Consider the following 24171-nt stretch of genomic DNA (forward strand, 5'->3'; position numbering starts at 1 on the left):
TATTTTCCTTTTGGATTGTTAGCTGTTTTTGTTGAATGAGGGGATTATAGGGGTTTTATTGTGTTGCGTAAATTGATATTATTGGGATTTGATATTGCGGATTTTGCAATTATTAAAATCGGGTTTCACCCGATGGGCGACCATACTTTCTTTTGCTTGTGGCAAGAACGGATTTCGCCGTTGGCGACTATACTTTTTCTTTGCTCGTGCAAAGAAAAAGTAAGCAAAAAGAAAGCACGCCCCAACTTTGCCTTGTTTCCTGAAAATACGTTAATTTGCTTAACGGAAAATGGCTGAACTCGCTGCGCTCAGACAGACGCCATTTTCCTACAAATTAACGTATTTTCAGGCGGCAAACATGGGGCCCATTGGTGATGAAATAAAGTGCGGTGGAAAAATTGAGAATACCTAGTACTGGCGTACTAGGTTAAGCATGGTAATGCTACTCTGTGGCTTAAAAATATCTATTTTTTCCATCGCACTGTTATCTATGCTCGATCAAAAAATTGGGGCCCCGTCTGAACCGCCTTTGCGACTTGAAATTTTTAGGTAAAATCGCCTTGTTTGAGCGTAGCGAGTTGCGATTTTACCGTTAAGAAAATTTCAACCAAGCAAAGATAAGCGGTGAAGTCGGGGTGTGTTTCTTTTGTTACTTTTCTTTGCACAAGCAAAGAAAAGTAAAAGACGTGGCGAAATCCGATTGTAATAAAATTGTAATTTAAGAGAAAAAACCATGAACTTCACTGATCTAAAAATCTTCCTCCACCTCACCCAAACCCAAAATTTCAGCAAAACCGCTGCCCAAAACCACATGTCTCCCTCCACGCTTTCACGCCAAATTCAACGCATGGAGGAAGAACTGGGGCAGCCTTTGTTTCTCCGTGATAACCGCCAAGTGATCCTCACCGAAACAGGCGCCAAATTTCTCACGTTTGCACAACAAAATTGGCATAATTGGGACGTGTTTAAGCAACAGTTACGCTCGACTTCTCAAGAATTATCTGGCGAGTTAAAACTCTTTTGCTCGGTGACGGCGGCTTATTCGCATCTTCCACAAATCTTAGAAAAATTTCGGGCTCGTTATCCTAAAGTGGAAATTCAATTAACCACGGGCGATCCTGCTTTAGCGGTGCAAATGGTGGAGGGGAAACAAGCCGACTTGGCCTTAGCAGGGCGACCATTGAATTTGCCACATTCTCTTGAATTTCAACCTATTGACGATATTTCATTGTCGTTAATTGCGCCTCGTGTGGCTTGTGTGGCGACCCAATTATTGCAGCACGATCCCATTGATTGGCAACAGATTCCGTTTATTCTTCCCGTCGAGGGGCCAGCTCGTCAACGGATTGATGAATGGTTACGCCATAAGAAAATCAAACACCCGAAAATTTATGCGACGGTGAGTGGGCATGAGGGGATTATGTCGATGGTCGCGTTAGGTTGTGGGGTGGCGTTATTGCCAGATGTGGTGATTAAAAATAGCCCTATTAGCACCCAAGTCTCCTCGTTAAATTTGGATATGCCTGTTGCACCTTTTGAATTAGGTATCTGTGTGCAAAAACGGGCGTTAGCCTCGCCACTCGTTAAGGCATTTTGGTTGATGTTAGGGTAAAAAAAGTGCGGTAAGAAATTAAACAATTTCTTACCGCACTTTGACGAGATAAGCGATTTAACCTAGATTAAGCCTCTTTTTTCTTAGTCGTTTTTTTAGCTCTTGGTAAGGTGAGTTTGACTTTATTGGCTTTGCCCCATTCTTTTAAGCGTGCCATAAATTCTTTACCCATTGGGCTAGGATCACCTGTGAATAATTTTTGTAAGCCGTTATTTTCAATGATATGACGACGTAATTCTAAACGTTCTTGATGATTTTCCGCTAAACGAATCGCACGTTCCACATATTCATCCACTGTATTGGCAATTAACCATTCAGGCAAGCCTAAACGTTTGAATAAGCCCTCATCAATATGTTCATGTACTTCAGGCCCTGTTTTACAAATACCCACTAAACCTAAGGTGACCATATCAATAATGCCATTGGTGTTGCCAAATGGGAATGGGTTCACCATCATATCGCAGTGATGTAGAATGCTGAGATATTTATGGTATGGTGAATGTGAATGTGCTGTAGCTGACTCACCTAAGTAACTTTTAATAAAGCGTTCTACATAAGGGTGTGTAATGCCATTTGATTGTCCCAAGGCAAAGTGGAAATGCACTTTCACTTTGGCACGATCACGGATGGCTTTTAATGCCTCAAGGAAATACGGGTTCAACTTCATGGTGGTGGAGGCGATACCGATATTGACCACTTCAGGATTTTCACGCAAGCGATATTCCACTTTTGCCGGTGCTAAGGCAGATGGCACATAAGGTAGTGCATCTTTTGGTAAACGTAATAATTTTTCACTAAAGCATTCTTCTGAGCCTACGTAGTCATCTTCAACGACCACATATTCAATAAATGGCGAGTGAGTGGTGGCTGGGTGACCTAACGCAATGGCTTGAATCGGCGCCATACGAGTGTTACTGGTGAAAATCGGCAGTAAATCCATACCAATACTTGGCATATATAACACGGCGGCACCGTTTTCTTCACAAATTTGTTTTAAAGAGGTGAGTTTCTCAAAAATATTGTTGCCAGCGGTGAGATGGAATTCATCAAAAACCTCACGCCCCAGTTGATCTACGGCATCATTCCCCATACCAATGACGTAGAATAATTCACGGGCCGCACGCATTGAAGTGGAGTGAGTACGATAAATAGAGTGCGCAGAATGGAAATGTTCAAGCAACACCACCATTACAGGTTTCCCATCGCGGTAGCCAATATTGCTGACATCACGGTCTTGCCAACCGCCTGTGACTAAGTGGTTACGGATCACTTTATTGAGGGCGTTTTTTACCCAATGCTTATTCGCCGCCACATCGTAACTACAATGCATATAGACATCATGTGAAATACTGCTTGGCAGATTATTCAAGTTAGGCATTTGTGATAAACGTTCAGGGAACCATTGTAAAATCGTGCCACGTTTGCTGAATGCTTGTACGGTACCAATAAAACGAGGTGATTGTAAGGCAAAGCATAGTGATGCACAAAGATTACGGTCTAACTGCCATAAAGCATCTAAATTAATGGTTAAGTTAGATTCTGGGAAATACATGATACAGAATTTGACCCACACCGCTTTATTGGATTCTAATTGAATATTGGTGTCGGATTTATCTGGATTTAAGTTATAACTTTGTAAAATATGATCCGCATTAATATAAGGAGAGGAGGCAAATATTAGCGCCATCCAACGTTGATAACCAAAAAATCTTTGCGCCCCCGACTCGGATATCACCAAGGCTTTATCGCTAAATAATGGCGTGATTGCATTGGCCATGCGTGTACAAAAGTACACAATGCGCTCTTGTTCGAGTTCAGTGTTTGATAATTGTTTTGGCATGTTGAACTCAATGCCTTGGATGCTACCGAAGTTACTGTCTAATTTGGTTAAAATAGCCAGTAAGGTATTACAAGCGAGTTCATAATTTTTTGTTTCAACCGCTTGTTCAAATTGCTCAACATTTGGTCTAATTTCTGTTTGTTTGTCTGTCATAAGATCTCCTTAACAGGTTCCCCATAAATCATATTCATCTGCGTTAGTTATCGTGACGGAAAGAATGTCACCGATTTTCACCGCACTTTGGCTTATATTATCCACATAAACCACGCCATCAATTTCAGGTGCATCTGCCATGGAACGGCCGATAATCCCGTCTTCATCAATGTCATCCACAATTACAGGTAAGGTTTTGCCAATTTTTTGCTGTAATCGTTGGGCGGAAATTTGCTGTTGGACTTCCATAAAACGTTGGAAACGTTGTTCTTTAATGTCCTCTGGCACTTGATCTGGCATTGCTGTTGCGGTAGCGCCCTCGACGGGACTAAATTTAAAGCAACCGACACGATCAAGTTGTGCCTCTTTTAAAAAGTCGAGTAATAATTCAAAATCTTCTTCTGTTTCACCTGGGAACCCTACAATAAAGGTGGAGCGCAAGGTTAATTCTGGGCAAATTTCTCGCCATTTTTTAATCCGTTCTAAAATCCGCTCTACCGAACCTGGGCGTTTCATCAATTTCAAAATTTTTGGACTGGCGTGTTGCAACGGAATATCCAAATACGGCAAAATTTGCCCCGCCGCCATTAAAGGGATTAATTCATCCACGTGTGGATAAGGATAAACATAGTGCAAACGTACCCAAACTTTTAAACTGGCTAACATCTGGCAAAGGGTAATGAGATTATTTTTAATCGGCATGCCATTCCAAAATACGGTTTTATTTTGGTTCTCTTTGCGTTGATCGAGCGAATAAGCTGAAGTATCTTGTGATACCACCAACAATTCTTTTACCCCCGAATCCACTAAGCGTTTGGCCTCATCTAAAATTTGGGTAATAGGACGGCTGTCTAAGTCTCCACGCATGGACGGAATAATACAAAACGTGCATTTATGATCGCAGCCCTCTGAAATTTTCAAATAGGCGTAATGTTTCGGCGTGAGTTTTACGCCTTGGCTTGGCACGAGACTCACATAAGGATTATATTCCGGTTTCGGCACATATTTATGCACATTTTCCATCACCGCCTCATAGCTATGTGGCCCTGTAATTTCCAACACTTTGGGGTGAACTTCACGGATTTTATCTTCTTTTGCCCCCAAGCAACCGGTGACTAATACACGGCCGTTGGCCTCAAGCGCCTCGCCAATGGCCTCTAAGGATTCTTGTACGGCACTATCAATAAAACCGCAAGTATTGACGATCACCAGATCGGCATTTTCATAAGTAGGGATAATATTGTAACCGTCAGTACGTAACTCGGTGAGAATGCGTTCGGAATCGACTAAATTTTTCGGACAACCAAGGCTAACAAAGCCAATGTTTGGCGTTTTTGATGACATAAATAATCTTAAAATAATGTAAAAAAATTGGGCGTATTGTACAAAAATTTTAAGGGAAAGGCGACAAAATCAACGTAAATATTTTGTAAAGTTTGGGAAACATCGTGAAAAAATACCGCACTTTGAGGTTATTTTGCTAACAAAGTGCGGTATTTTTAAGCTGATTAATGGTGGTGATGACCACAACCACAGCCGTCGTGGCTATGTTCTTCTTCATGGTGGTGATGGTGACTGCCACAACCGCAACCCTGACCTTCTTCATCCGAATCATGGTGATGACCACCGCAGCAACCGCCCTCCGCATGAATATGACCATGGGCAATTTCTTCCAAGGTGGCTTCACGGGTTGCGACCACTTCCACAGTGAAATGCAATTCTTGACCGGCTAACATATGGTTACCATCAACGACCACATCGGCATCACCCACTTCGGTAATCACAACAGGTAATGGACCCATATCCGTATCGGCAATAAAACGCATGCCCACTTCTAATTCATCTACGCCTTGGAATACCTCTTTTGGTACACGTTGCACCATATTTTCATTGTATTCGCCATAACCTTCTTCCGGTTTTACACGTACTTCAAATTTATCGCCAACTTCTTTGCCTTCTAGCGCATTCTCTAAACCAACCACTAAATTATGGTGACCTTGTAAATAGTCTAAAGGTTGATTGGCTGGCGCCTCGTCAACTAACACGCCATCTTCGGTACGCACTTGGTAAGCAATGCTTACGACCACATTTTTTGCTACTTTCATTTTTTTCTCCAATGTTAAAAAGGGGGCTATTCTATCGAAAATTCGGTCAAATAGCTAACTATTCATCTTCTTCGTCAAATTCTTCTTCAAAAAATTCGCCATCATCACCATATTCATCCTCTTCGGCATTGGGATCTTCAAAATAAGTCCCCCAACCGTCATAAATCCCGCCATGTTTTGCCACTAACGGCACGATTTCTTTTTGTTGCGCATCAATGATTTCAGGTTTGAGTTCCACTTCGGCGATAATATCGAAACAGAACAATAATTTACCGTTATCATCTTCTAATTCTTCGGCTTCTGACACTTCATATCCCGCTTTGAACGCATCCACGGCGATTTTTTCTAATTTATCAAAATCGTCGTGCGCAATATGGTGTTCAATAATATAAAGAGCGCTCGGATCGCTACCATCACGGAATAAATATTCAATAATTTCACGGGTTTCAGCTTGCAATTCTGCTGGAGTTGGATGGTTTGCCATAATGTTTGTCCTATTTTATGAGTGGGTAAATCGGGCTTATTTTAACACAGAAAGTGACAAAATAACCGCATGCGTATTAACAATCAATAACTATCCAATTCTTCTTGTACGGCCAACCAATCCATTTCTACCATTTCCAATAGTTTTTTCACATTCACCTGCTCCGCCAAAAGTGCGGTCAATTTTTCTTTATTTTCTGGCGAATAGAGATCATTATCGGAAAGCTGTTGCTCAATCTCTGCCAACTTCTCTAATATTTTTTCCATCTGGCTTTCAAGTTGCGTGAGTTTTTTACGTAATGGTGCAGTTTGTTGCCGTAACTCGGCCTCTCGGCGTTTTTGATCTTTGCGATTTTGTTGGGAATTTTCCGAAATATCGCTGTTTTGCACCGCACTTTTATTTAATTCCTTACGTTCTTGCGTATTGATATTATTCAGCCATTTCGCATAATCGTCCAAATCACCGTGAAATTCTTCCACTTGCTTGTCATGCACCAAATAAAATTCTTCCACCGTGTTACGTAATAAATGACGGTCGTGCGACACGACCACCAGCGAACCTTGATAATCCACTAACGCCTCCGTTAAGGCTTGTCGCATATCTAAATCAAGATGGTTAGTCGGTTCATCTAATAACAGCAAATTTGGACGTTGCCATACAATTAACGCTAACACTAATCGGGCTTTTTCGCCGCCAGAAAAGGTTTTTACGGCTTCGTTAACTTTGTCGCCGTGAAAAGCGAAACTGCCTAAATAATTGCGGCATTCTTGTTCGGTGAGTTTGTCGTCTAATTTTTGTAAATGCCACAAGGCGGATTCATCGGCTCGTAAGGTGTCTAACTGATGTTGAGCAAAATAGCCCAGTTGCACGCCTTTGGCCAGTTGCACGTTGCCTGAAAGGGCGGTTAATTCGCCAGCTAATAATTTGATCAGCGTGGATTTCCCTGCACCGTTTTTACCAAGTAACCCAATTCTTGAACCTGGGACAAGGTTGAGTTTAATTTTTTGCAAAATTTCCACCGCACTTTCGCCCACCCCATAGCCAGCAGCGGCTTTTTCAATCATGACTAACGGACTTGGGAGTGACAAAGGGTCTCTAAATTCAAAGGTAAAGGGATTATCAATATGGGCAGGCGCAATTTTTTCCATACGTTCAAGGGCTTTCATGCGACTTTGAGCCTGTTTGGCTTTGGTCGCTTTGGCTTTGAAACGGTCGATATAGCTTTGTAAATGCGCAATTTTTTCTTGTTGCTGACGGAAAAGTGCGGTCTGTTGTGAAAGTTTTTCTGCACGTTGTAATTCAAAGCTCGAATAATCACCGGTGTATTCGTTCAGTTGCTGATTTTCAATATGTAAAATCTTATTGACGATAGGATCAAGAAAATCACGGTCGTGGGAAATTAATAACAGGGTGCCTTGATATTGGGTCAACCAACGTTCTAGCCAAATCACCGCATCTAAATCTAAGTGGTTGGTGGGTTCGTCCAACAGCAATAAATCGGACGGACATAACAAGGCTTGTGCCAAATTCAGCCGCATTCGCCAACCACCCGAAAAGGATTTTACAGGGCGTTGCAATTCTTCTTGAGCAAAACCTAACCCATGCAACAACGCGGAGGCTCGGGATTGAATGGTCCACGCATCAATATTGTCTAACTGAGCATGAATATGTGCAATGGCATGGCCGTCATTACGTTGGTTAGCTTGCACTAACTCGGTTTGTAATTGGCAATAAAGGCGGTCGCCCTCAATCACATAATCTAAGGCTGACGTGTCTAACGCAGGTGTTTCTTGATTCACCCAAGACACCGCCCAATGAGACGGAAAATTCACATCACCGCCCTCGGGTGACATTTCTTTTTTGAGTAAAGCAAGCAAAGAAGATTTACCGCAACCGTTCTTTCCCACTAGGCCTACTTTTTGTTTTGGATTAATGGTCGCGGTGGCATTTTCGAGCAGTAAATTTTGCCCACGTTTTAAAGATAAATTTGAGAATATGATCATTTTTTATGGTATATTTTTTAAAGTTTCCTTATTTTCCTGTTTTTTAAAGGTTTTGCAATGTTTGATTCGTTAATTGTGCAATTTGTGGTACTTTGGGCGGTGATTGATCCCATTGGTTCCATTCCAGTTTATCTTACCAAAACGAGCCGTTTATCTTTAGCCGATCGGCGTAAAGTGGCATTAAAAGCGGTGTTGATTGCCACAGGGATTTTGCTGTTTTTCTTAATTGCCGCACAAGGTCTTTTTGAAGCTATGCAAATTCCACTGGCGGCGTTCCAGATTGCAGGCGGTTTGGTATTGTTTTTATTTGCGTTAACCATGATTTTTGGTGAGGGCAAACCTGAGCATGAAATGAAAATGAGCACTAATTTAAGTGAATTAGCGGTTTACCCTTTAGCCGTGCCGTCTATTGCGTCGCCTGGGGCGATGATGGCGATTGTCTTACTCACCGACAATCACCGTTTCAGTTTTTCTGCACAAGTCGTTACCACCTTTATTATGCTCGCCGTGTTGCTGATTACCTATTTATTGCTGTTGGTCGCCAACCGTGTACAAAATGTGATTGGCAATACAGGGGCATCGGTGATTAGTCGTGTGATGGGGCTGATTTTGGCGGCTGTCGCCGTGAATAATGTGTTAGTGGGGATTCAAGAATTTTTTATGACCGGCGGTATCAATTTAAGTTAATCATTTTATCAGCAAGGAAAAATTATGTTAGACAAAAATTTTATTGGTTTAGGCGTGGCCGGTAATTTTGCCGGTCATTTGGAACAAGCGGGTGAGGCGGCAGATTTTGTGAAAGTGAAAACAGAAAGTGCGGTGCAACCCAAGGCCATTTTCCCTTTTTATGTGCCAAGTCAGCAGTTAGACGAAAGCGAAGGTTTTTTATCGGTTTACCCGATTTCTCATGATCGCTTGCAGTTTCCACTAAATGCCGATAATTTGCAAATTGAGCCAGAAATTGCGTTAATTTGCGACGTGCAATATGATAAAACCAGTCAAAAAGTCACCGCACTTTTACCGACCCATTTTGCTGCTTACAACGATTGTTCCATTCGTCGCCCCAACGCCCACAAAATTTGTGAAAAGAAAAACTGGGGAGCCGATTCCAAAGGGATTTCGGCAACTTGGATTGCCCTTGATAGCTTTGCTACTGGCAGTAATATTGATGATTATCATATTGCCTGTTTCCACCAACGTAATGGCGTGTTAACGGAATACGGTATTGACAGCCCCGCTGCGGAATACAGTTATTTTCATCAACAATTATTAGACTGGATTGTGGATAAAATGAATCATCAGCCTGATCAGGATCCGATGAATGATATTGCCAAATTACTCAAACAAGCCAATTTTCCAAGCAAAGCTGTCATCAGTATTGGAGCCACTCGTTACACTGAATTTGGTGAAAAGAATTTCTTGCAAGTGGGCGATGTCAGCCAAGTAGTGGTCTATAATAGTAAAAAATATTCGCACTCGCAAATTGTCGAAATGGCCGAGCAAATGCACTTCGCACAGGATATTTCTGCGTTAGTGCAAAAAGTGGTGTAAATAAAATAATTTGCTCACTTTGTGATCTTTATCAAAGATTTTATTTTCATTAAGTCGTAAGATACAACAATGTTCTATTTCATATAAGGATGATTAATATGACCCCTGCAGAACTTTTCGGCGAAGGGATTAACCTGATGTTTTCAGGTATGGGTTTTGTGTTGGTCTTTTTGCTCATTTTAATTTGGGCGATTGGATTAATGTCAAAACTGATTACCCGATATTTCCCTGAACCTGTGGCTGTCCCCAAAACAGCACCCAATTCCACCGCACTTCAGCCTGTCAGTAACGACTTAGATCGTTTGCGTCCAGTGATTGTCGCTGCCATTGCACATCATCGTGCGACCCATTCAAATTAAGAGAAGGATTTTATTATGACTAAAAAAATTAAAATAACCGACGTGGTACTTCGTGACGCTCATCAATCTTTGTTTGCTACCCGTTTACGTTTAGATGATATGTTGCCGATGGCGGCGGAATTAGATGATATGGGGTATTGGTCGTTAGAAGCGTGGGGCGGTGCGACCTTTGATAGCTGTATTCGTTTTTTAGGCGAAGATCCTTGGGTGCGTTTGCGTGAGTTGAAAAAAGCCTGCCCGAAAACCCCGTTGCAAATGTTATTACGTGGACAAAATTTATTGGGCTATCGTCATTATGCCGATGATGTGGTGGATCGCTTTGTGGAACGTTGTGTCGCTAATGGCATGAGCGTATTCCGTGTATTTGATGCGTTAAACGACCCACGTAATATGCAAGCCGCTTTGCAAGCGGTGAAAAAACACGGTGGTCACGCACAAGGGACATTGAGCTATACCACCAGCCCAGTGCATACTTTGCAAACGTGGTTAGAGGTAACAGAACAGCTACTTGAAATTGGCATTGACAGCCTTGTGATTAAAGATATGTCAGGGATTTTAAACCCAATGGCGGCTGCCGAATTAGTCGGTGAAATCAAAAAACGCTTTGATGTGCAATTACATTTGCATTGTCACTCCACCACAGGTATGGCAGAAATGGCATTATTAAAAGCGATTGAAGCAGGTGTTGATGGGGTGGATACAGCCATTTCTTCAATGTCAGGTACTTATGGACACCCAGCTACCGAATCCATTGTGGCGACCTTACAAGGTACGGAATTTGATACGGGCTTAGATATTCCACGTTTAGAAAAAATTGCCGCGTATTTCCGTGATGTGCGGAAAAAATATGCCAAATTTGAAGGGCAGTTGCGTGGTATTGATAGTCGTATTTTGGTGGCACAAGTGCCAGGTGGTATGTTGACTAACCTTGAGGGGCAATTAAAACAACAAAATGCCAGCGATAAATTAGATTTAGTGTTGGAAGAAATTCCACGCGTGCGTAAAGATTTAGGCTATATTCCGTTAGTCACCCCGACATCACAAATTGTGGGTACGCAATCTGTTATCAACGTGTTAATGGGCGAACGTTATAAAACCATCGCCAAAGAAACCGCAGGGATTTTAAAAGGCGAATATGGTCGCACGCCAGCCCCTGTGAATGCAGAATTACAAGCTCGTGTGCTTGAGGGAGGCAAACCAATTACCGACCGTCCAGCGGATCATATTGCCCCTGAAATGGCGAAAATTGAAGCAGAAGTGAAACAAACCGCTCAAGAAAAAGGCATTAAACTGGCTGAAAATGCGGTAGATGATGCGTTAATTGTGGCGTTATTCCCACAAATTGGTTGGAAATTCTTAGAAAATCGTGGTAATCCTGCTGCCTTTGAGCCTGCTCCGACATTAGAAAGTTCGGTGCAAAAACCAGCAGAAAAAGCCCCAGCCAAACCAGCAAGCGGTTCAGCGGTTTACACCGTGGAACTTGAGGGTAAAGCCTTTGTAGTGAAAGTGTCTGAAGGTGGCGATGTTACTCATATTGCACCGACAGCAGCTCCAGTGGCAGCCCCTGTGGCTCAAACTGCTCCAGCACCTGCTGCAAGTGGCACTGGCACCGCAGTCACCGCACCAATGGCAGGCAATATCTGGAAAGTGGTCGCCACCGAGGGGCAAACTGTCGCAGAGGGTGATGTGTTGTTTATTTTAGAAGCGATGAAAATGGAAACCGAAGTACGGGCGAACCTTGCTGGTACGGTGCGTGGTATTTGTGTGAAAGCGGGTGATTCAGTGGCTGTGGGCGACACCGTCATGACCATTGCTTAATTTGGAGGCAGTATGGAAAGTATTATTGCTCTACTGAAAGGCACAGGTATTATGCACCTTGAATGGGGGCAAGCGGTGATGATTTTGGTGAGCCTGTTGTTATTGTGGCTTGCCATTGTGAAAAAATTTGAACCGTTGTTGTTATTACCGATTGGCTTTGGTGGCTTGTTATCGAATATTCCTGAAGCGGGCATGGCGATGACGGCATTGGATAATTTGTTACATTCAGGCACACCTGAACAACTTGCTGTGATTGCAGGAAAAATCGGTGTAGTGGCAGATCCTGTTGTAATTAAAACCGCTCTTGCGAGCTTGCCAGCCTCTGTGCAAGCACAGCTTGAAGTCACCGCTGGCGATCTTGGCTTTAGTGCAGGTATTTTAGCCCTGTTCTATAAAGTAGCGATTGGCTATGGTGTTGCGCCGCTGGTGATTTTTATGGGAGTCGGTGCCATGACGGATTTTGGTCCGTTAATTGCCAATCCAAGAACCTTATTGCTCGGTGCGGCGGCACAATTCGGGATCTTCACTACCGTATTGGGTGCCTTGGGTTTGAACTGGTTAGGGGTAATTGATTTTACCTTGCCACAAGCTGCCTCTATCGGGATTATTGGGGGGGCAGACGGTCCAACTGCCATTTACTTAACCAGTAAACTAGCACCTGAATTATTGGGGGCGATTGCAGTGGCTGCCTATTCTTATATGGCGTTAGTCCCATTAATTCAACCGCCAATTATGAAAGCCTTAACCACCGAAACTGAACGCAAAATTCGGATGACGCAACTTCGCAATGTGAGTAATACAGAAAAAGTGATGTTCCCAATTATCTTGTTATTATTGGTGGCATTATTATTACCTGATGCCGCCCCATTGCTCGGTATGTTCTGTTTTGGTAATTTAATGAAAGTCAGTGGCGTGGTGGATCGTTTAAGTGATACCACACAAAATGCCTTGATTAACATTGTCACCATTGTGTTAGGTTTATCGGTTGGGGCGAAATTGGTGGCAGATAAATTCTTGCAACCACAAACCCTTGGTATTTTACTGTTAGGCGTGATTGCTTTTGGTATCGGAACGGGTAGCGGTGTGTTGATGGCGAAATTGATGAACAAATTCAGCAAAAATAAAATCAACCCACTGATTGGTTCTGCTGGCGTGTCAGCCGTGCCAATGGCAGCTCGTGTTTCTAACAAAGTAGGGTTGGAAGCCGATCATCAAAACTTCTTACTGATGCACGCCATGGGACCGAATGTGGCTGGCGTAATTGGTTCAGCCATTGCTGCAGGGGTGATGTTGAAATACGTTGCAGCGATGTAAAATAGGATAAAAAAACACCGCACTTTTTGTCACGAAGAGGTGATACCAACAAAAGTGCGGTGCAAAAAATGCGATCTTTGTCGCATTTTTTATATTCAATTCGTTGTAATGTAAAAAATATGTTGCAACCGACAGCTAAATTGGTATATTTTTAACTGTCCCTTTTTAATAGGTACGGAAATATACAACTTCATCCCCTTTCTAGGAGAACTATTGTTATGAAAAAATTCTTAAAACTTTCCCTTGTCGCTGGCGTTGCAATGTCGGCATTTTCCACTCAAGCTGCAGACGAACAGTTTATTACCATTGGTACTGGTGGACAAACGGGCGTATATTATGTGGTTGGTCAATCGATTTGTCAGTTAGTGAACCGTGATACGGCGAAAACCCACATTAAATGTAATGCCCCCTCAACTGGTGCCTCAATCGCAAACTTGAATGCGATTGCTGCCAAGGAAATGGATATGGGGATTGCACAATCTGACTGGCAATATCATGCCTATAACGGCACCAGTTCTTTTGAGGGCAAGAAAAATGACAAATTGCGTGCGGTGTTCTCCTTACATGCTGAACCTTTTACGTTAATGGCTCGTGATGATTCGGGGATTAAATCCTTTGATGACTTGAAAGGAAAACGTGTGAATGTGGGCGACCCAGGTTCTGGTACCCGAGCCACCATCAACGTTATCATGAAAGAAAAAGGTTGGACGGACAAAGATTTCAAAGTGGCTGCGGAATTAAAACCAGCGGAAATGGCGTCATCTATGTGTGACAACAACCTTGACGCCATCACTTACAACGTTGGTCACCCGAATGGTGCATTGAAAGAGGCCGCAGCGTCTTGTGATTCTCACTTAGTGCCAGTAACCGGTCCTGAAATTGATAAATTAGTGGCGCAACATGCTTACTATGCGAAAGCCGTGATTCCTGGTGGTTTGTATAAAGGTACCGATAATCCAGTGGATACATTCGGTTCTTATGCGACGTTAGTGAGTTCAACGGATGTGGACGCAGATAAAGTCTATGCGGTGGTAAAAGCCGTGTTTGATAACTTCGACCGTTTCAAACGTTTACACCCTGCTTTTGCGAACTTAAAAGAAGAAGAAATGATTAAAAATGCCTTGTCTGCACCATTGCACGAGGGGGCGGCTCGTTACTACAAAGAAAAAGGCTGGTTAAAATAAATTAATCCTGCTTTGTCCTTTTCTATTACACCCTACGCAGCCTGTGTAGGGTGTCTATTTTATCGTTATTCGGGGACTTTACGATGTCTGCACAAGAAAAAGCGATGGATTATGATGACTTGCAAGATATGGTGGCATCCAATGATGCCGGCGGTCGAAATCCAAGAGGCTTTGCCAAAAAACTCATTATTGTGACCGCAATTGTTTGGTCGATTTTTCAGCTCTATTATACTTCTCCGTTTCCATTTTGGTTGCAAGAGCAATTAACGCATCTCGGCATTCCGTTAAATGTGGTGGTGGACGACACGAAAGCCCGTTCTTATCATTTGGCGTTTGCGTTATTTTTAGCGTTTCTTTCGTTCCCTGCCTTTGCCAGTTCACCTAAACATCGGATTCCTTTATTCGACTGGTGTTTAGCTATTGCTGGGGCGTTTTTAGGAGCTTATTATTTATTTTTCTACGAGGGCTTAGTCACTCGATTTGGTGCACCAAATTTGCAAGATATTATTGCAGGTTGTTGCGGTGTCTTGCTGTTATTAGAGGCCACAAGACGTAGTTTAGGTTTGCCATTGGTGGTGATTGCGGTGGTGTTCTTGCTGTATAATTACTTCGGGCAATTTATGCCAACAGATTGGATTATCAGCCACCGTTCAGGCTCATTGGCTCAAATTGTCAACCAACAATGGATCACCACTGAGGGGGTCTTTGGTGTGGCGCTTGGCGTCTCCACGAAATATGTGTTCTTATTTGTATTATTTGGTGCGTTGTTAGATAAAGCGGGGGCGGGTAATTATTTTATTAAAACTGCCTTTGCCTACTTAGGCCATTTAAAAGGCGGGCCTGCTAAAGCCGCTGTGGTCTCTTCTGCGCTCACTGGATTGGTTTCTGGTTCCTCCATTGCGAATGTGGTGACCACAGGGACATTCACGATTCCCATGATGAAACGTGTGGGCTTTTCAGCCGAGAAAGCGGGCGCCGTAGAAGTGGCGTCTTCCGTTAATGGCCAAATTATGCCACCTGTAATGGGGGCCGCCGCATTTTTGATGATTGAATATGTCAATATGCCGTACAGCCAATTAATTATGCACGCTTTTTTACCGGCGCTAATTTCTTATATTGCGTTAGTTTACATCGTGCATTTAGAGGCCAATAAAATGGGCTTAAAAGGGCTTGATCGTGTCGATCCTGCTCGTCCGTTTTTAATGGTCGTGATCCGTACGCTAGGCTTTTTCTTGACCCTTTGCGTGATTTTCTTTGCTTTACATTTTGGCTTAGGCTGGATTAAAACGCTGATTCCGGATTATTCCTTTATGGTGATCGGGACGTTACTTGGCTGTGTTTATTTAGGCTTAATCCGTCGTGTGGCACAGTTCCCCGATTTAGAACCTGATGATCCTAATTCCAAAATTGTCAAATTGCCGTCAGCGAAACCGACAGTGAATGCAGGCTTACATTACTTATTGCCGGTGGTGGTATTAATGTGGTGTTTGATGATCGAACGTTTATCACCGGGGCTTTCCGCTTTCTGGGCAATCTTGGCGTTATCTTCTATTTTAGTGAGCCAACGGCCTCTATTAAGTTGGTTCAGACAGGAAAAAAGCGACAAAAAAGCGCTGTTTAAACAAGGTTTATATGAACTTATTGATGGCCTTGAAGTCGGTGCCAGAAATATGATTGGTATTGGGATTGCAACTGCCACTGCTGGTATTATCGTAGGCGTGGTGTCTTTGACCGGTTTCGGTGTGCAATTAGCCGGCATTATTGAATTTTTGTCCATGGGCAATATTTTATTAATGTTGATTCTGGTGGCAATGTTCAGCTTAATCTTAGGAATGGGCTTGCCGACCACCGCCAACTATATCGTGGTGTCCTCCTTAATGGCCTTGGTGATTGTGGAAGTGGGCAAACAAAACGGCTTAATTGTGCCATTAATTGCGGTGCATTTATTTGTCTTTTATTTCGGTATTATGGCCGATGTGACACCTCCCGTCGGTTTGGCCTCTTTTGCCGCTGCCGCTATTTCAGGTGGCAGTCCGATTAAAACTGGGGTAACCGCATTTTATTACAGTTTAAGAACCGCTATTTTGCCGTTTCTGTTTATTTTCAATACGGATTTATTACTTATTGATGTCAGTTGGTGGCATGCCTTGCTGATATTCTGTGTTGCGACCATTGGGATTATGATTTTCACGGCGGCAAGCATGAATTTCTTTGTGGTGAAAAATAAAGCATGGGAAACAGCGGTGTTAATTTTGGCAGCGTTTACGTTATTTCGTCCGGGGTTCTTTATGGAATATGTTTCCCCGACCGCACGTAGCGTGGAGCCTGCGCAATTTGTGCAAGAGTTGGGACAAACACCCGTCGGGCAAAATATTATGCTGAAAGTATCTGGCATTAACCCTTATGGCAAAGAAATTCAATTCTACTCACAACTGGCCGTGCCAGCGGGAGAAACGGGCGAAGATCGGGTGAAAGCCTTAGGTTTAACCCTGTTAGATACGGGTGAACAGATTGAAATTAACGGCAAATTGTCACCGAAAATCTTAATTGATAACGTAGAAATGGATTCTCCAGCGGCTAAAGCAGGATTAAACTGGGATCAAACGATTCTTGAGTTGGATTTACCGACTCACTCGATTCCAAAAGAATGGATGTTTATTCCCGCCCTATTATTGGCATTCGGGGTGTGGTGGAATCAACGTCGTCGGAAATCTCAAATCACGAATTAATGTATGGCTGGCAACCCGCCAGCCTTTAAAAAGGATATTTTATGTATAACAACTTGCTCATTGCGATTGATTTAAATAATTTGCAAAGTGCCAAATATGTAGTGGACACTTGCTTAAAACTGACAGCGCATAAACCCGATGCGGTTTATCGTGTGGTGTCCATTATTGAACCCATGGATGACAGCTTTATCTCTGCGTTTTTACCGAAAAATTTTGATAAATCCGTGGTCGAAGAAGCCAATAAAGCCTTACACGAGTTCACTCAAGCGAATTTTCCCGCCGGTGCGAAAGTGCAACATATCGTCGCCCATGGTACCGTATATGAAGAAGTGAACCGTATTGCACAAGAAAAATCGGTGGATTTAATCGTCATGTTGGCGAGCAGTAAACCGAAAGCCAAGGGATTAAGCTCTAACACCGTCAAAGTCGCACGCCATAGTGAAAAACCGATGTTGATTCTCAAATAGAAACTCGGTAAAATTGACAAAAAGGTTTAAGCTATTAATCAAGGCAGATTCTTGGCTAAATATTTTATGAAGTAGCGGAACTTTTATGAAAAAAGTGCGGTCTAATTTAACATAAAATTGAAAGCAGTTGATCTTTTGCTGTTTTATGTTATAAAGACAGAAACTATTTCGTCTTACATTTGAAGAAGGAAAGCGATGAATAAAGAAGCACAAATGATGTTAGTTCCGCAAGGTAATCTCGAGGGTTATATTCGTGCCGCTAATGCGTACCCAATGCTCACGGCAGAAGAAGAAAAGGAATTGGCGGAACGTTTGTACTACAAAGAGGACCTTGATGCGGCAAAAGCCTTAATTTTGTCACACCTCCGCTTTGTGATTCACGTTGCTCGTGGTTATTCAGGCTATGGTTTACCGCAAGCGGATTTAATTCAAGAGGGTAATATTGGCTTGATGAAAGCGGTCAAACGCTTTAACCCAGAAGTGGGCGTACGCTTGGTGTCATTTGCAGTGCATTGGATCAAAGCCGAAATTCACGAATATGTACTCCGTAACTGGCGTATCGTGAAAGTGGCAACCACTAAAGCACAACGCAAATTGTTCTTCAACCTACGTAAAACCAAACAACGTTTAGGTTGGTTTAACGAAAACGAAGTGGATTTAGTGGCCAATGAGCTCGGCGTGTCTAAACAAGACGTGATCGAAATGGAAAGTCGCATGACGGGGGCCGATGTTGGTTTTGATTTGCCCAATGAAGATAGCGAAGAAAGTAGTTTTTCTCCCGTGATGTATTTGGAAGATAAAAGCTCCAATTTCGCTGCGGAATTAGAAAATGAAAACTTTGAAAACCAAGCCGTTGAGCAATTAAGTAACGCCATGGAAACCTTGGACGAACGGAGCCAAGACATTATTAAAGCCCGCTGGTTAGATGATGATAAAGCGACATTGCATGATTTGGCTGCTAAGTATAATATTTCTGCTGAACGGGTGCGTCAGTTGGAAACTAATGCGTTGAAGAAATTGAAAAGTGCGGTGAATTTTTAGGGAATTTATTACAAGAAAAAAGATCGAAGAAATTCGATCTTTTTTGTTATCTGTTTATTTTTGTTGTAACAATATAACTAATGTAGTAGCATTAGCTAATATTTACAATGGAAAGGAAAGGGAATATGAATGTGATTACCAGTCGGGAATTTTACCAAAATACAGGAAAAGCCCACAAAATTGCAAAAATAGAACCCGTGTTGATTACCAAACATGGTACGCCTGATATTGTTGTATTAAATTATACGGAATATCAACGCTTAACTCAGCTTTCATCTTCTCGATCATTATATGATATTTTTGCGAGTAGCAACCCACAAGTTGCAGAAATTGATTTAATCTTGCCAGATCGTGAAGTGGATCATCAACGTCCAGATGTGGAGTTCTGATGATGTTCTTAATTGATACGAATATTATTAGCGAAATACGTAAAATTCCCTTGGGTTATGCCAATGTTGGGGTAGTTGCGTGGGCAAAGAACGTCACGGAAGATCAGACCTTTATTTCTGCGGTTTCTATCATGGAAATTGAACGTGGTATTTTAGCCTTATACAGACGAGATCCCACTCAAGCAAAAATCATTCAATTTTGGTTTGAAAATACGGTAAAACGTCAATTTCAGGGGCGAATCTTACCTATTGATTCACAGACTGCAGAAATCTGTGCCAAATTACATGTTCCCAACAAACGCCCTGAAAATGACGCTTGGATCGCAGCCACAGCCTTGCAACATCAGTTGACCTTGGTTACTCGTAATATTAAAGATTTGGACATGAAAGATTTATTGGTTTTTAATCCGTTTAGGGAATAGAAATTGTGTTAAAATTCAACAAAACTTTTTAGATTGATGAAACGGTATTTTGTTATACACTTTCTGATTTCAGAAATATAAACTAACGTTATGAAAAAATCTGCCAAAAAAGAAGCAAGCTTGGCTTTACAAGAAAAAATCAAGCACATCATTTTGCAACGTCACCTGAAAGCAGGTGATTTAATGCCCACGGAAAACGAGCTCATTGAGCAATTAGAGGTGAGCCGTTCCAGTCTTCGGGAAGCTATTAAATCATTAGAGGCCTTACATATTCTGGATATTCAACACGGTGTAGGAACATTTGTTGGGCAGTCATCAATGACCCCGATGATTCGCACGCTTGCCTTTCACGCTCAGTTGGATTTAGCCAATGATTGTCAGTATCTATTGAATATTTTAGATGTGCGAGAGATTTTACAATATGGCTTTGCCTCTTTGACATTGGCGAGAATCAGCGATGAAGAGGTGGAACAATTACAGCTTTTGGTGAAGCAATTACAACAGCAGGCTCGTCAACAGCAATATGCGTTGGAGATCGAAAAAGCCATTCATTTGCAAACCTATCAATCGGTACATAATCCTTTATTATCCCAGTATTTAGATGCTTTTTGGCAGATTTTTGAGTTACTTGATACGGAATTGCCTGCTCCACCTTATACACCAACTGAATTGGCAATGTTATATCAAGAATGGGTCGATGCGGTAGAAAGCCGTGATGTGGATCGGTTTCAACACAGTATTTTGAGCTATTTTCATCAAATTAGACAACGTTTGATTGTACAGGAGAAACAATAATGCAAGGTTTAAAAGTCGCTTTAGTGGGCTGTGGTTTCTTTGGTCAACAGTTGGTTTTGGCATTCCAAAAAGCGGGTGCCAATTTGGTGGGAATGGTGGATTTAGATATGGTGTTGGCTAGACAATTAGCGGAACGATGCCAAAGTCAATGCTATGAGCAATTAGAGCAATTATTGGCAGAGCAGAAACCTGATTTAACCCTAATTGCTACCTATAATAATACGCATGTTGATATTGCAAAAACAGCATTGCAAGCCAAAAGTGCGGTGTTTATTGAAACACCTTTTACCTTAACAAAACAAGATTGTACGGAGTTAATAGCGTTAGCGAAACAGCAACAATCTGGCTTATTTGTGGGGCATTTGTTGCGAATCATGCCTGGGTTGCAAAAAGCAAAAATGATTTTAGAAAAACATCAACTAGGCAAATTAACTGTGGCAAGAGCCAATCGTCAGCGTTGGATTGATTCAGGCGAAACGCAAAATTGGTGGAAAAATGATGTGAATTTGACAGGCGGTAAACTGTTGCACGAAATCCACGAATTGGATTTGTTGTGTTGGTTATTGGGCGATGTCAGTTCTGTTTATGCTCAAGCTACCAACCAAGCCCATTTAGATTTTCCAGCTAACCACGATATTATTCAAGTCTTGCTACAATTTGAAAATGGTATTTATGGTTCGCTAGAAATGGGAACAGCATACCGTTTGCACAAATGGGATATTGCAATTCACGGTGAATTGGGTTCTTTAGTTATTAATTTTACGACATCTACAGTTACCTTGACATCTGCTCAGGGACATCGTCAGCAGTTTAATTTATTCGATGAATTTGAAGCAGATTTGTCCTTACGGGAACATAGTAAAGGTGTGCAGAAATATAATCAGATTAGCACCTCATGTCCTTATTGGCTCACTCGGGCAACAGAAATTGAAGCGGACTATATTGTACAGAATTTTGCGTTGAATAAGGCAAATATGTTGAGCGTGAATCCCCACAAAGCGGTTTGTGTCGCAGTGGCGGCAAAAGAATCTATTCGGCAAGGTAGACAGATTCAGGTTAAATATGAATAATTGTAGGGTGCGGACACATGGGCCGCACCCTACAATTTTTTATTTAACAATTTCAGCTAATGCCACTTTACGATTCTGATAACGTGAAAGCGTACAGGCATCTGCCGTTGCAATGGCTGCCAGTGCGGCTTCCCCTGTTAGTAATTTTTCAAATTCAGCGGTCGGTTTCATGCCCGACATAATTTTGTGTAAATATGCCATTTCTTTGTGAATAATGGAATTGAGCCACTGTGGCGTACGTTTCCCAGGTTTACCGTATTGAATTGCGCCGTCCATTTCTGTGCTGGTATAAATTCTTGTGCGATCATCATCTTCGGCTTGGCTTTCGTGAACTAAGAAATGACTGTCTTTGCCATCGACTCGCAATGTTCCACCACAATGGTACATGTCAATTTTGATTGCCCCTTTCTCCCCTTGAATTAACACATAATGTTCGCCCCAACGGAAAGCCGAACCATATTCTAAGACAGCAAATCGACCATCAGAAAATTCCATATTAATAAATAACATATCATCTTCATCACCAAAATGTTCACTTTGATGAGCTACATTATTCGCCGTCATAGTGACAGTTTCAGGCATGCCATTCATTAAAAATTGAATACAGTCCAATTCGTGAATATGATGATATAAATGCCCGCCAGATTTTTCCCGAATTTTTTTCCACGAAATGCTCGGTTGCACATCTTCCCAACCGTTACGGGCTGAATGACAATAAAGTACTTTGCCAATCACTCCACTGTTAATTAACTCTTTTGCGTGGTGTACACCATTGAAGAAATTCATAATATGCCCCGCCATAAAAATGACACCGTGTTTTTTGCAGGTTTCTACCATTTCTTTGCAATCGGCATAATTTAACGCAATGGGTTTCTCACAGAAAACATGTTTTTTATGTTGAGCTGCTAACAATACAGGTTCTTTGTGTAGATAATTCGGTGTCGCCACTACCACACAATCCACATCATCACGAGATACCAGTGCCAACAAACTGTCCGTATTATCACAACCGAGTTCTTGTGCAATGGTTTCGCCATTTTCAGGATCGTACACCGCAGAAATAATTGCACCGTCATTAGTTTTTAATGCTCGAGCAAGATCCGCACCAAAGTAGCCTGTACCAACAATGCCATAACGAATATTCATAGAAAACTCCTTATTTGATGATTTGATGTTAAAAATAAATTTTTTTAAACTTTTTTTCAAAAGTGTGATCTAGATCTCTTTATTTTAGATCTGATATATGACATCATACGTCATATCTTAAGAAGTGCAAGTGGTAATAAGATCTAAATTTAATTTTTGTGATCTAACGCACATTTTTTATCATCAACTAAAAATAAGGTGACTACTATGAGTACAGTAACAAAACTTCCGTGGTATAAAGAAGTGAATCCAATGCAGAAAAAAGCATTATTTGCTGCTTGGCTAGGCTATGTTTTTGATGGTTTTGACTATATGTTAATAACCTATGTTCTGCTGGATATTCAGAAAGAATTTAGTATGACGACCACAGAAACATCAACTTTATTATTGGCAGCCTTTATTGCCCGCCCGCTAGGAGGGGCGATTTTTGGTAGCTTTGCCGATAAACATGGGCGACGTTTAGCTATGATTGTGTCCATTATTGTTTATTCTGTCGGCACATTCTTGTGTGGTTTATCCACTAACTTCATTTGGTTATTCATTTTCCGAATGATAGTAGGAATGGGTATGGCAGGTGAATATGCCTGTTCATCTTCTTATGCAGTAGAAAGTTGGCCACAGCATTTACGCACCAAAGCCAGTGCTTTTTTAGTCAGCGGTTTTTCGGTAGGAAATATTTTAGCATCGCAAATTATTCCGACTGTTTCTGCTAATTATGGTTGGAGAGTGGCGTTCTTTATTGGATTAATCCCTGTGATTCTCGTCCTTTATGTTCGCCGTCATGCGCCTGAAAGTGAAGAGTGGGAAAAAGCAAGAGATGCGGGCAAAACGAATAAAGTGTCTTTATGGGCATTGTTTTCTAAACAGCAATTAGCCACCACATTGATTATTTTTGCTGTATGTTATTCCATTTTCTCCGTCAACTGGCCAATTACAGGTTTGTTACCTCTTTATTTAAAAGAAAATGGCTATGCCGAAAGTGTGAAATCCTTAATGTTCTGGGCTGGTTTTGGTATTTTAATTGGTACCTTAATTTCCGGATTTGTGGGTGATAAATGGGGAGAGAAAAAAACCTTTATCGTGGGTCTATTACTTTCATTGATCTTTTTATTCCCTGCGTTCTATCTTCCAGAGGGCAATACTGCATTACTTGGTGCATTATTGTTCTGTTTAATGGCTACAAACTTAGGGATTGCAGGTTTAGTACCAAAATATATGTCTAAATTCTTCCCAACAGAAATGCGTAGTGCAGGCATTGGTTTTATCTATAATGTTGCTGCTATTGGTGGCGGTGTATCTCCTGTTATTGCGGCAAAAGTGAGTGAACAGGTGGGATTAGGAAAATCATTGGTTTATGTGACATTGTTTTGGACGGTAACATTAGTGTTATTAGTTGGTTTACGGATTCCTGAACGTATTCAGCAACGTAATCAATGTATTCAAAAATAAGACAATACTAAATAATTGTTGAGATCTTTTATGCTACTTATTTTATATGAAATGAGTAGCATAATTTTATGAATCATTTATTAAATTCCTTGCAAATACATTTTAATCCTTGTATAATCCACCGCACTTTCAATCCGAAAGTCGTTTAATGTAATCATTTATTAAACGTACTCTTACGATATGTGAGAGATAAAATGTTCCCGATTTGGGAGCTAAAATAGGTCTGCTGCACTTCCCTTT

General features: G+C 41.7%; 22 protein-coding genes. 16 read left to right on the forward strand and 6 right to left on the reverse strand.

Annotation, left to right across the window (positions count from 1 at the left end; translation table 11 throughout):
- The first annotated feature begins 60 nt into the window (after nucleotides 1-60).
- Nucleotides 61-297: a hypothetical protein gene (locus tag ACTG7Q_RS07955; protein ID WP_439242654.1), complete on the forward strand. Its 237-nt coding sequence runs from the start codon at nucleotides 61-63 to the stop codon at nucleotides 295-297.
- A gap of 436 nt (nucleotides 298-733) precedes the next feature.
- A complete protein-coding gene (gene ilvY / locus ACTG7Q_RS07960; RefSeq protein WP_439242656.1) occupies nucleotides 734-1612 on the forward strand; it encodes an HTH-type transcriptional activator IlvY in 879 nt (292 codons plus the stop codon).
- 67 nt (nucleotides 1613-1679) lie between these two features.
- Here the strand turns inward: ilvY and ACTG7Q_RS07965 are convergent, their stop codons facing one another.
- The 5 genes from ACTG7Q_RS07965 to ACTG7Q_RS07985 form a co-directional block, all read right to left on the reverse strand.
- Nucleotides 1680-3605 (reverse strand): UDP-glucose:protein N-beta-glucosyltransferase, encoded by a 1926-nt coding sequence (locus ACTG7Q_RS07965; RefSeq protein WP_439242658.1) that lies wholly within the window; start codon nucleotides 3603-3605, stop codon nucleotides 1680-1682.
- A gap of 9 nt (nucleotides 3606-3614) precedes the next feature.
- The gene (gene rimO / locus ACTG7Q_RS07970) at nucleotides 3615-4949 is read right to left on the reverse strand and encodes a 30S ribosomal protein S12 methylthiotransferase RimO (RefSeq protein WP_439242660.1); all 1335 of its coding nucleotides are present in this window, start codon (nucleotides 4947-4949) and stop codon (nucleotides 3615-3617) included.
- Between the two features lie 164 nt (nucleotides 4950-5113).
- Nucleotides 5114-5710, reverse strand: a complete 597-nt coding sequence (slyD, locus tag ACTG7Q_RS07975; RefSeq protein ID WP_439242662.1) for a peptidylprolyl isomerase — start codon at nucleotides 5708-5710, stop codon at nucleotides 5114-5116.
- Between the two features lie 58 nt (nucleotides 5711-5768).
- A complete protein-coding gene (gene rraB / locus ACTG7Q_RS07980) occupies nucleotides 5769-6194 on the reverse strand; it encodes a ribonuclease E inhibitor RraB (protein ID WP_439242664.1) in 426 nt (141 codons plus the stop codon).
- Nucleotides 6195-6277: 83 nt separating this feature from the next.
- The gene (locus tag ACTG7Q_RS07985; RefSeq protein WP_439242666.1) at nucleotides 6278-8197 is read right to left on the reverse strand and encodes an ABC transporter ATP-binding protein; all 1920 of its coding nucleotides are present in this window, start codon (nucleotides 8195-8197) and stop codon (nucleotides 6278-6280) included.
- A gap of 57 nt (nucleotides 8198-8254) precedes the next feature.
- On the opposite strand from ACTG7Q_RS07985, the gene ACTG7Q_RS07990 reads away from it, so the two are divergent.
- The 13 genes from ACTG7Q_RS07990 (at nucleotide 8255) to ACTG7Q_RS08050 (ending at nucleotide 21336) form a co-directional block, all read left to right on the forward strand.
- Nucleotides 8255-8884, forward strand: coding sequence for a MarC family protein (locus tag ACTG7Q_RS07990; protein ID WP_439242668.1), 630 nt, complete (start codon nucleotides 8255-8257; stop codon nucleotides 8882-8884).
- 24 nt (nucleotides 8885-8908) lie between these two features.
- A complete protein-coding gene (locus ACTG7Q_RS07995; protein WP_439242670.1) occupies nucleotides 8909-9748 on the forward strand; it encodes a DUF5718 family protein in 840 nt (279 codons plus the stop codon).
- Nucleotides 9749-9846: 98 nt separating this feature from the next.
- Entirely contained in the window at nucleotides 9847-10107 is a 261-nt protein-coding gene (locus tag ACTG7Q_RS08000) for an oxaloacetate decarboxylase subunit gamma (RefSeq protein ID WP_439242672.1), read from the forward strand.
- Between the two features lie 15 nt (nucleotides 10108-10122).
- Nucleotides 10123-11925 (forward strand): sodium-extruding oxaloacetate decarboxylase subunit alpha, encoded by a 1803-nt coding sequence (gene oadA, locus ACTG7Q_RS08005; protein ID WP_439242674.1) that lies wholly within the window; start codon nucleotides 10123-10125, stop codon nucleotides 11923-11925.
- A gap of 12 nt (nucleotides 11926-11937) precedes the next feature.
- Nucleotides 11938-13239, forward strand: coding sequence for a sodium ion-translocating decarboxylase subunit beta (locus tag ACTG7Q_RS08010; protein ID WP_439242676.1), 1302 nt, complete (start codon nucleotides 11938-11940; stop codon nucleotides 13237-13239).
- 218 nt (nucleotides 13240-13457) lie between these two features.
- Nucleotides 13458-14423 (forward strand): TAXI family TRAP transporter solute-binding subunit, encoded by a 966-nt coding sequence (locus ACTG7Q_RS08015; protein ID WP_439242678.1) that lies wholly within the window; start codon nucleotides 13458-13460, stop codon nucleotides 14421-14423.
- Between the two features lie 83 nt (nucleotides 14424-14506).
- Nucleotides 14507-17152: a TRAP transporter permease gene (locus ACTG7Q_RS08020; RefSeq protein ID WP_439242680.1), complete on the forward strand. Its 2646-nt coding sequence runs from the start codon at nucleotides 14507-14509 to the stop codon at nucleotides 17150-17152.
- Between the two features lie 41 nt (nucleotides 17153-17193).
- Nucleotides 17194-17619: a universal stress protein gene (locus ACTG7Q_RS08025; protein ID WP_439242682.1), complete on the forward strand. Its 426-nt coding sequence runs from the start codon at nucleotides 17194-17196 to the stop codon at nucleotides 17617-17619.
- Between the two features lie 195 nt (nucleotides 17620-17814).
- On the forward strand, nucleotides 17815-18660 hold the full coding sequence (gene rpoH, locus ACTG7Q_RS08030; RefSeq protein ID WP_439242684.1) for an RNA polymerase sigma factor RpoH: 846 nt from the start codon (nucleotides 17815-17817) through the stop codon (nucleotides 18658-18660).
- Nucleotides 18661-18785: 125 nt separating this feature from the next.
- Nucleotides 18786-19049, forward strand: coding sequence for a type II toxin-antitoxin system prevent-host-death family antitoxin (locus ACTG7Q_RS08035; protein ID WP_439242686.1), 264 nt, complete (start codon nucleotides 18786-18788; stop codon nucleotides 19047-19049).
- Nucleotides 19050-19051: 2 nt separating this feature from the next.
- Nucleotides 19052-19471, forward strand: a complete 420-nt coding sequence (locus ACTG7Q_RS08040; RefSeq protein WP_439242861.1) for a type II toxin-antitoxin system VapC family toxin — start codon at nucleotides 19052-19054, stop codon at nucleotides 19469-19471.
- A gap of 90 nt (nucleotides 19472-19561) precedes the next feature.
- A complete protein-coding gene (locus ACTG7Q_RS08045) occupies nucleotides 19562-20266 on the forward strand; it encodes a FadR/GntR family transcriptional regulator (protein ID WP_439242688.1) in 705 nt (234 codons plus the stop codon).
- Nucleotides 20266-21336 carry a Gfo/Idh/MocA family protein gene (locus tag ACTG7Q_RS08050; RefSeq protein WP_439242690.1) on the forward strand — a complete coding sequence of 357 codons (1071 nt, stop codon included), beginning with the start codon at nucleotides 20266-20268 and terminating at the stop codon, nucleotides 21334-21336. Before ACTG7Q_RS08045 ends, ACTG7Q_RS08050 begins: the two co-directional genes overlap by 1 nt.
- Nucleotides 21337-21375: 39 nt before the next feature.
- On the opposite strand, the gene ACTG7Q_RS08055 is transcribed toward ACTG7Q_RS08050, so the two are convergent.
- Entirely contained in the window at nucleotides 21376-22482 is a 1107-nt protein-coding gene (locus ACTG7Q_RS08055; RefSeq protein ID WP_439242692.1) for a Gfo/Idh/MocA family protein, read from the reverse strand.
- Nucleotides 22483-22689: 207 nt separating this feature from the next.
- On the opposite strand from ACTG7Q_RS08055, the gene ACTG7Q_RS08060 reads away from it, so the two are divergent.
- Nucleotides 22690-23931: an MFS transporter gene (locus ACTG7Q_RS08060; protein WP_439242694.1), complete on the forward strand. Its 1242-nt coding sequence runs from the start codon at nucleotides 22690-22692 to the stop codon at nucleotides 23929-23931.
- Nucleotides 23932-24171 lie beyond the last annotated feature (240 nt).

Origin of the sequence: Lonepinella sp. BR2474, assembly GCF_051851555.1 — a bacterium.
Classification (GTDB): domain Bacteria; phylum Pseudomonadota; class Gammaproteobacteria; order Enterobacterales; family Pasteurellaceae; genus Lonepinella.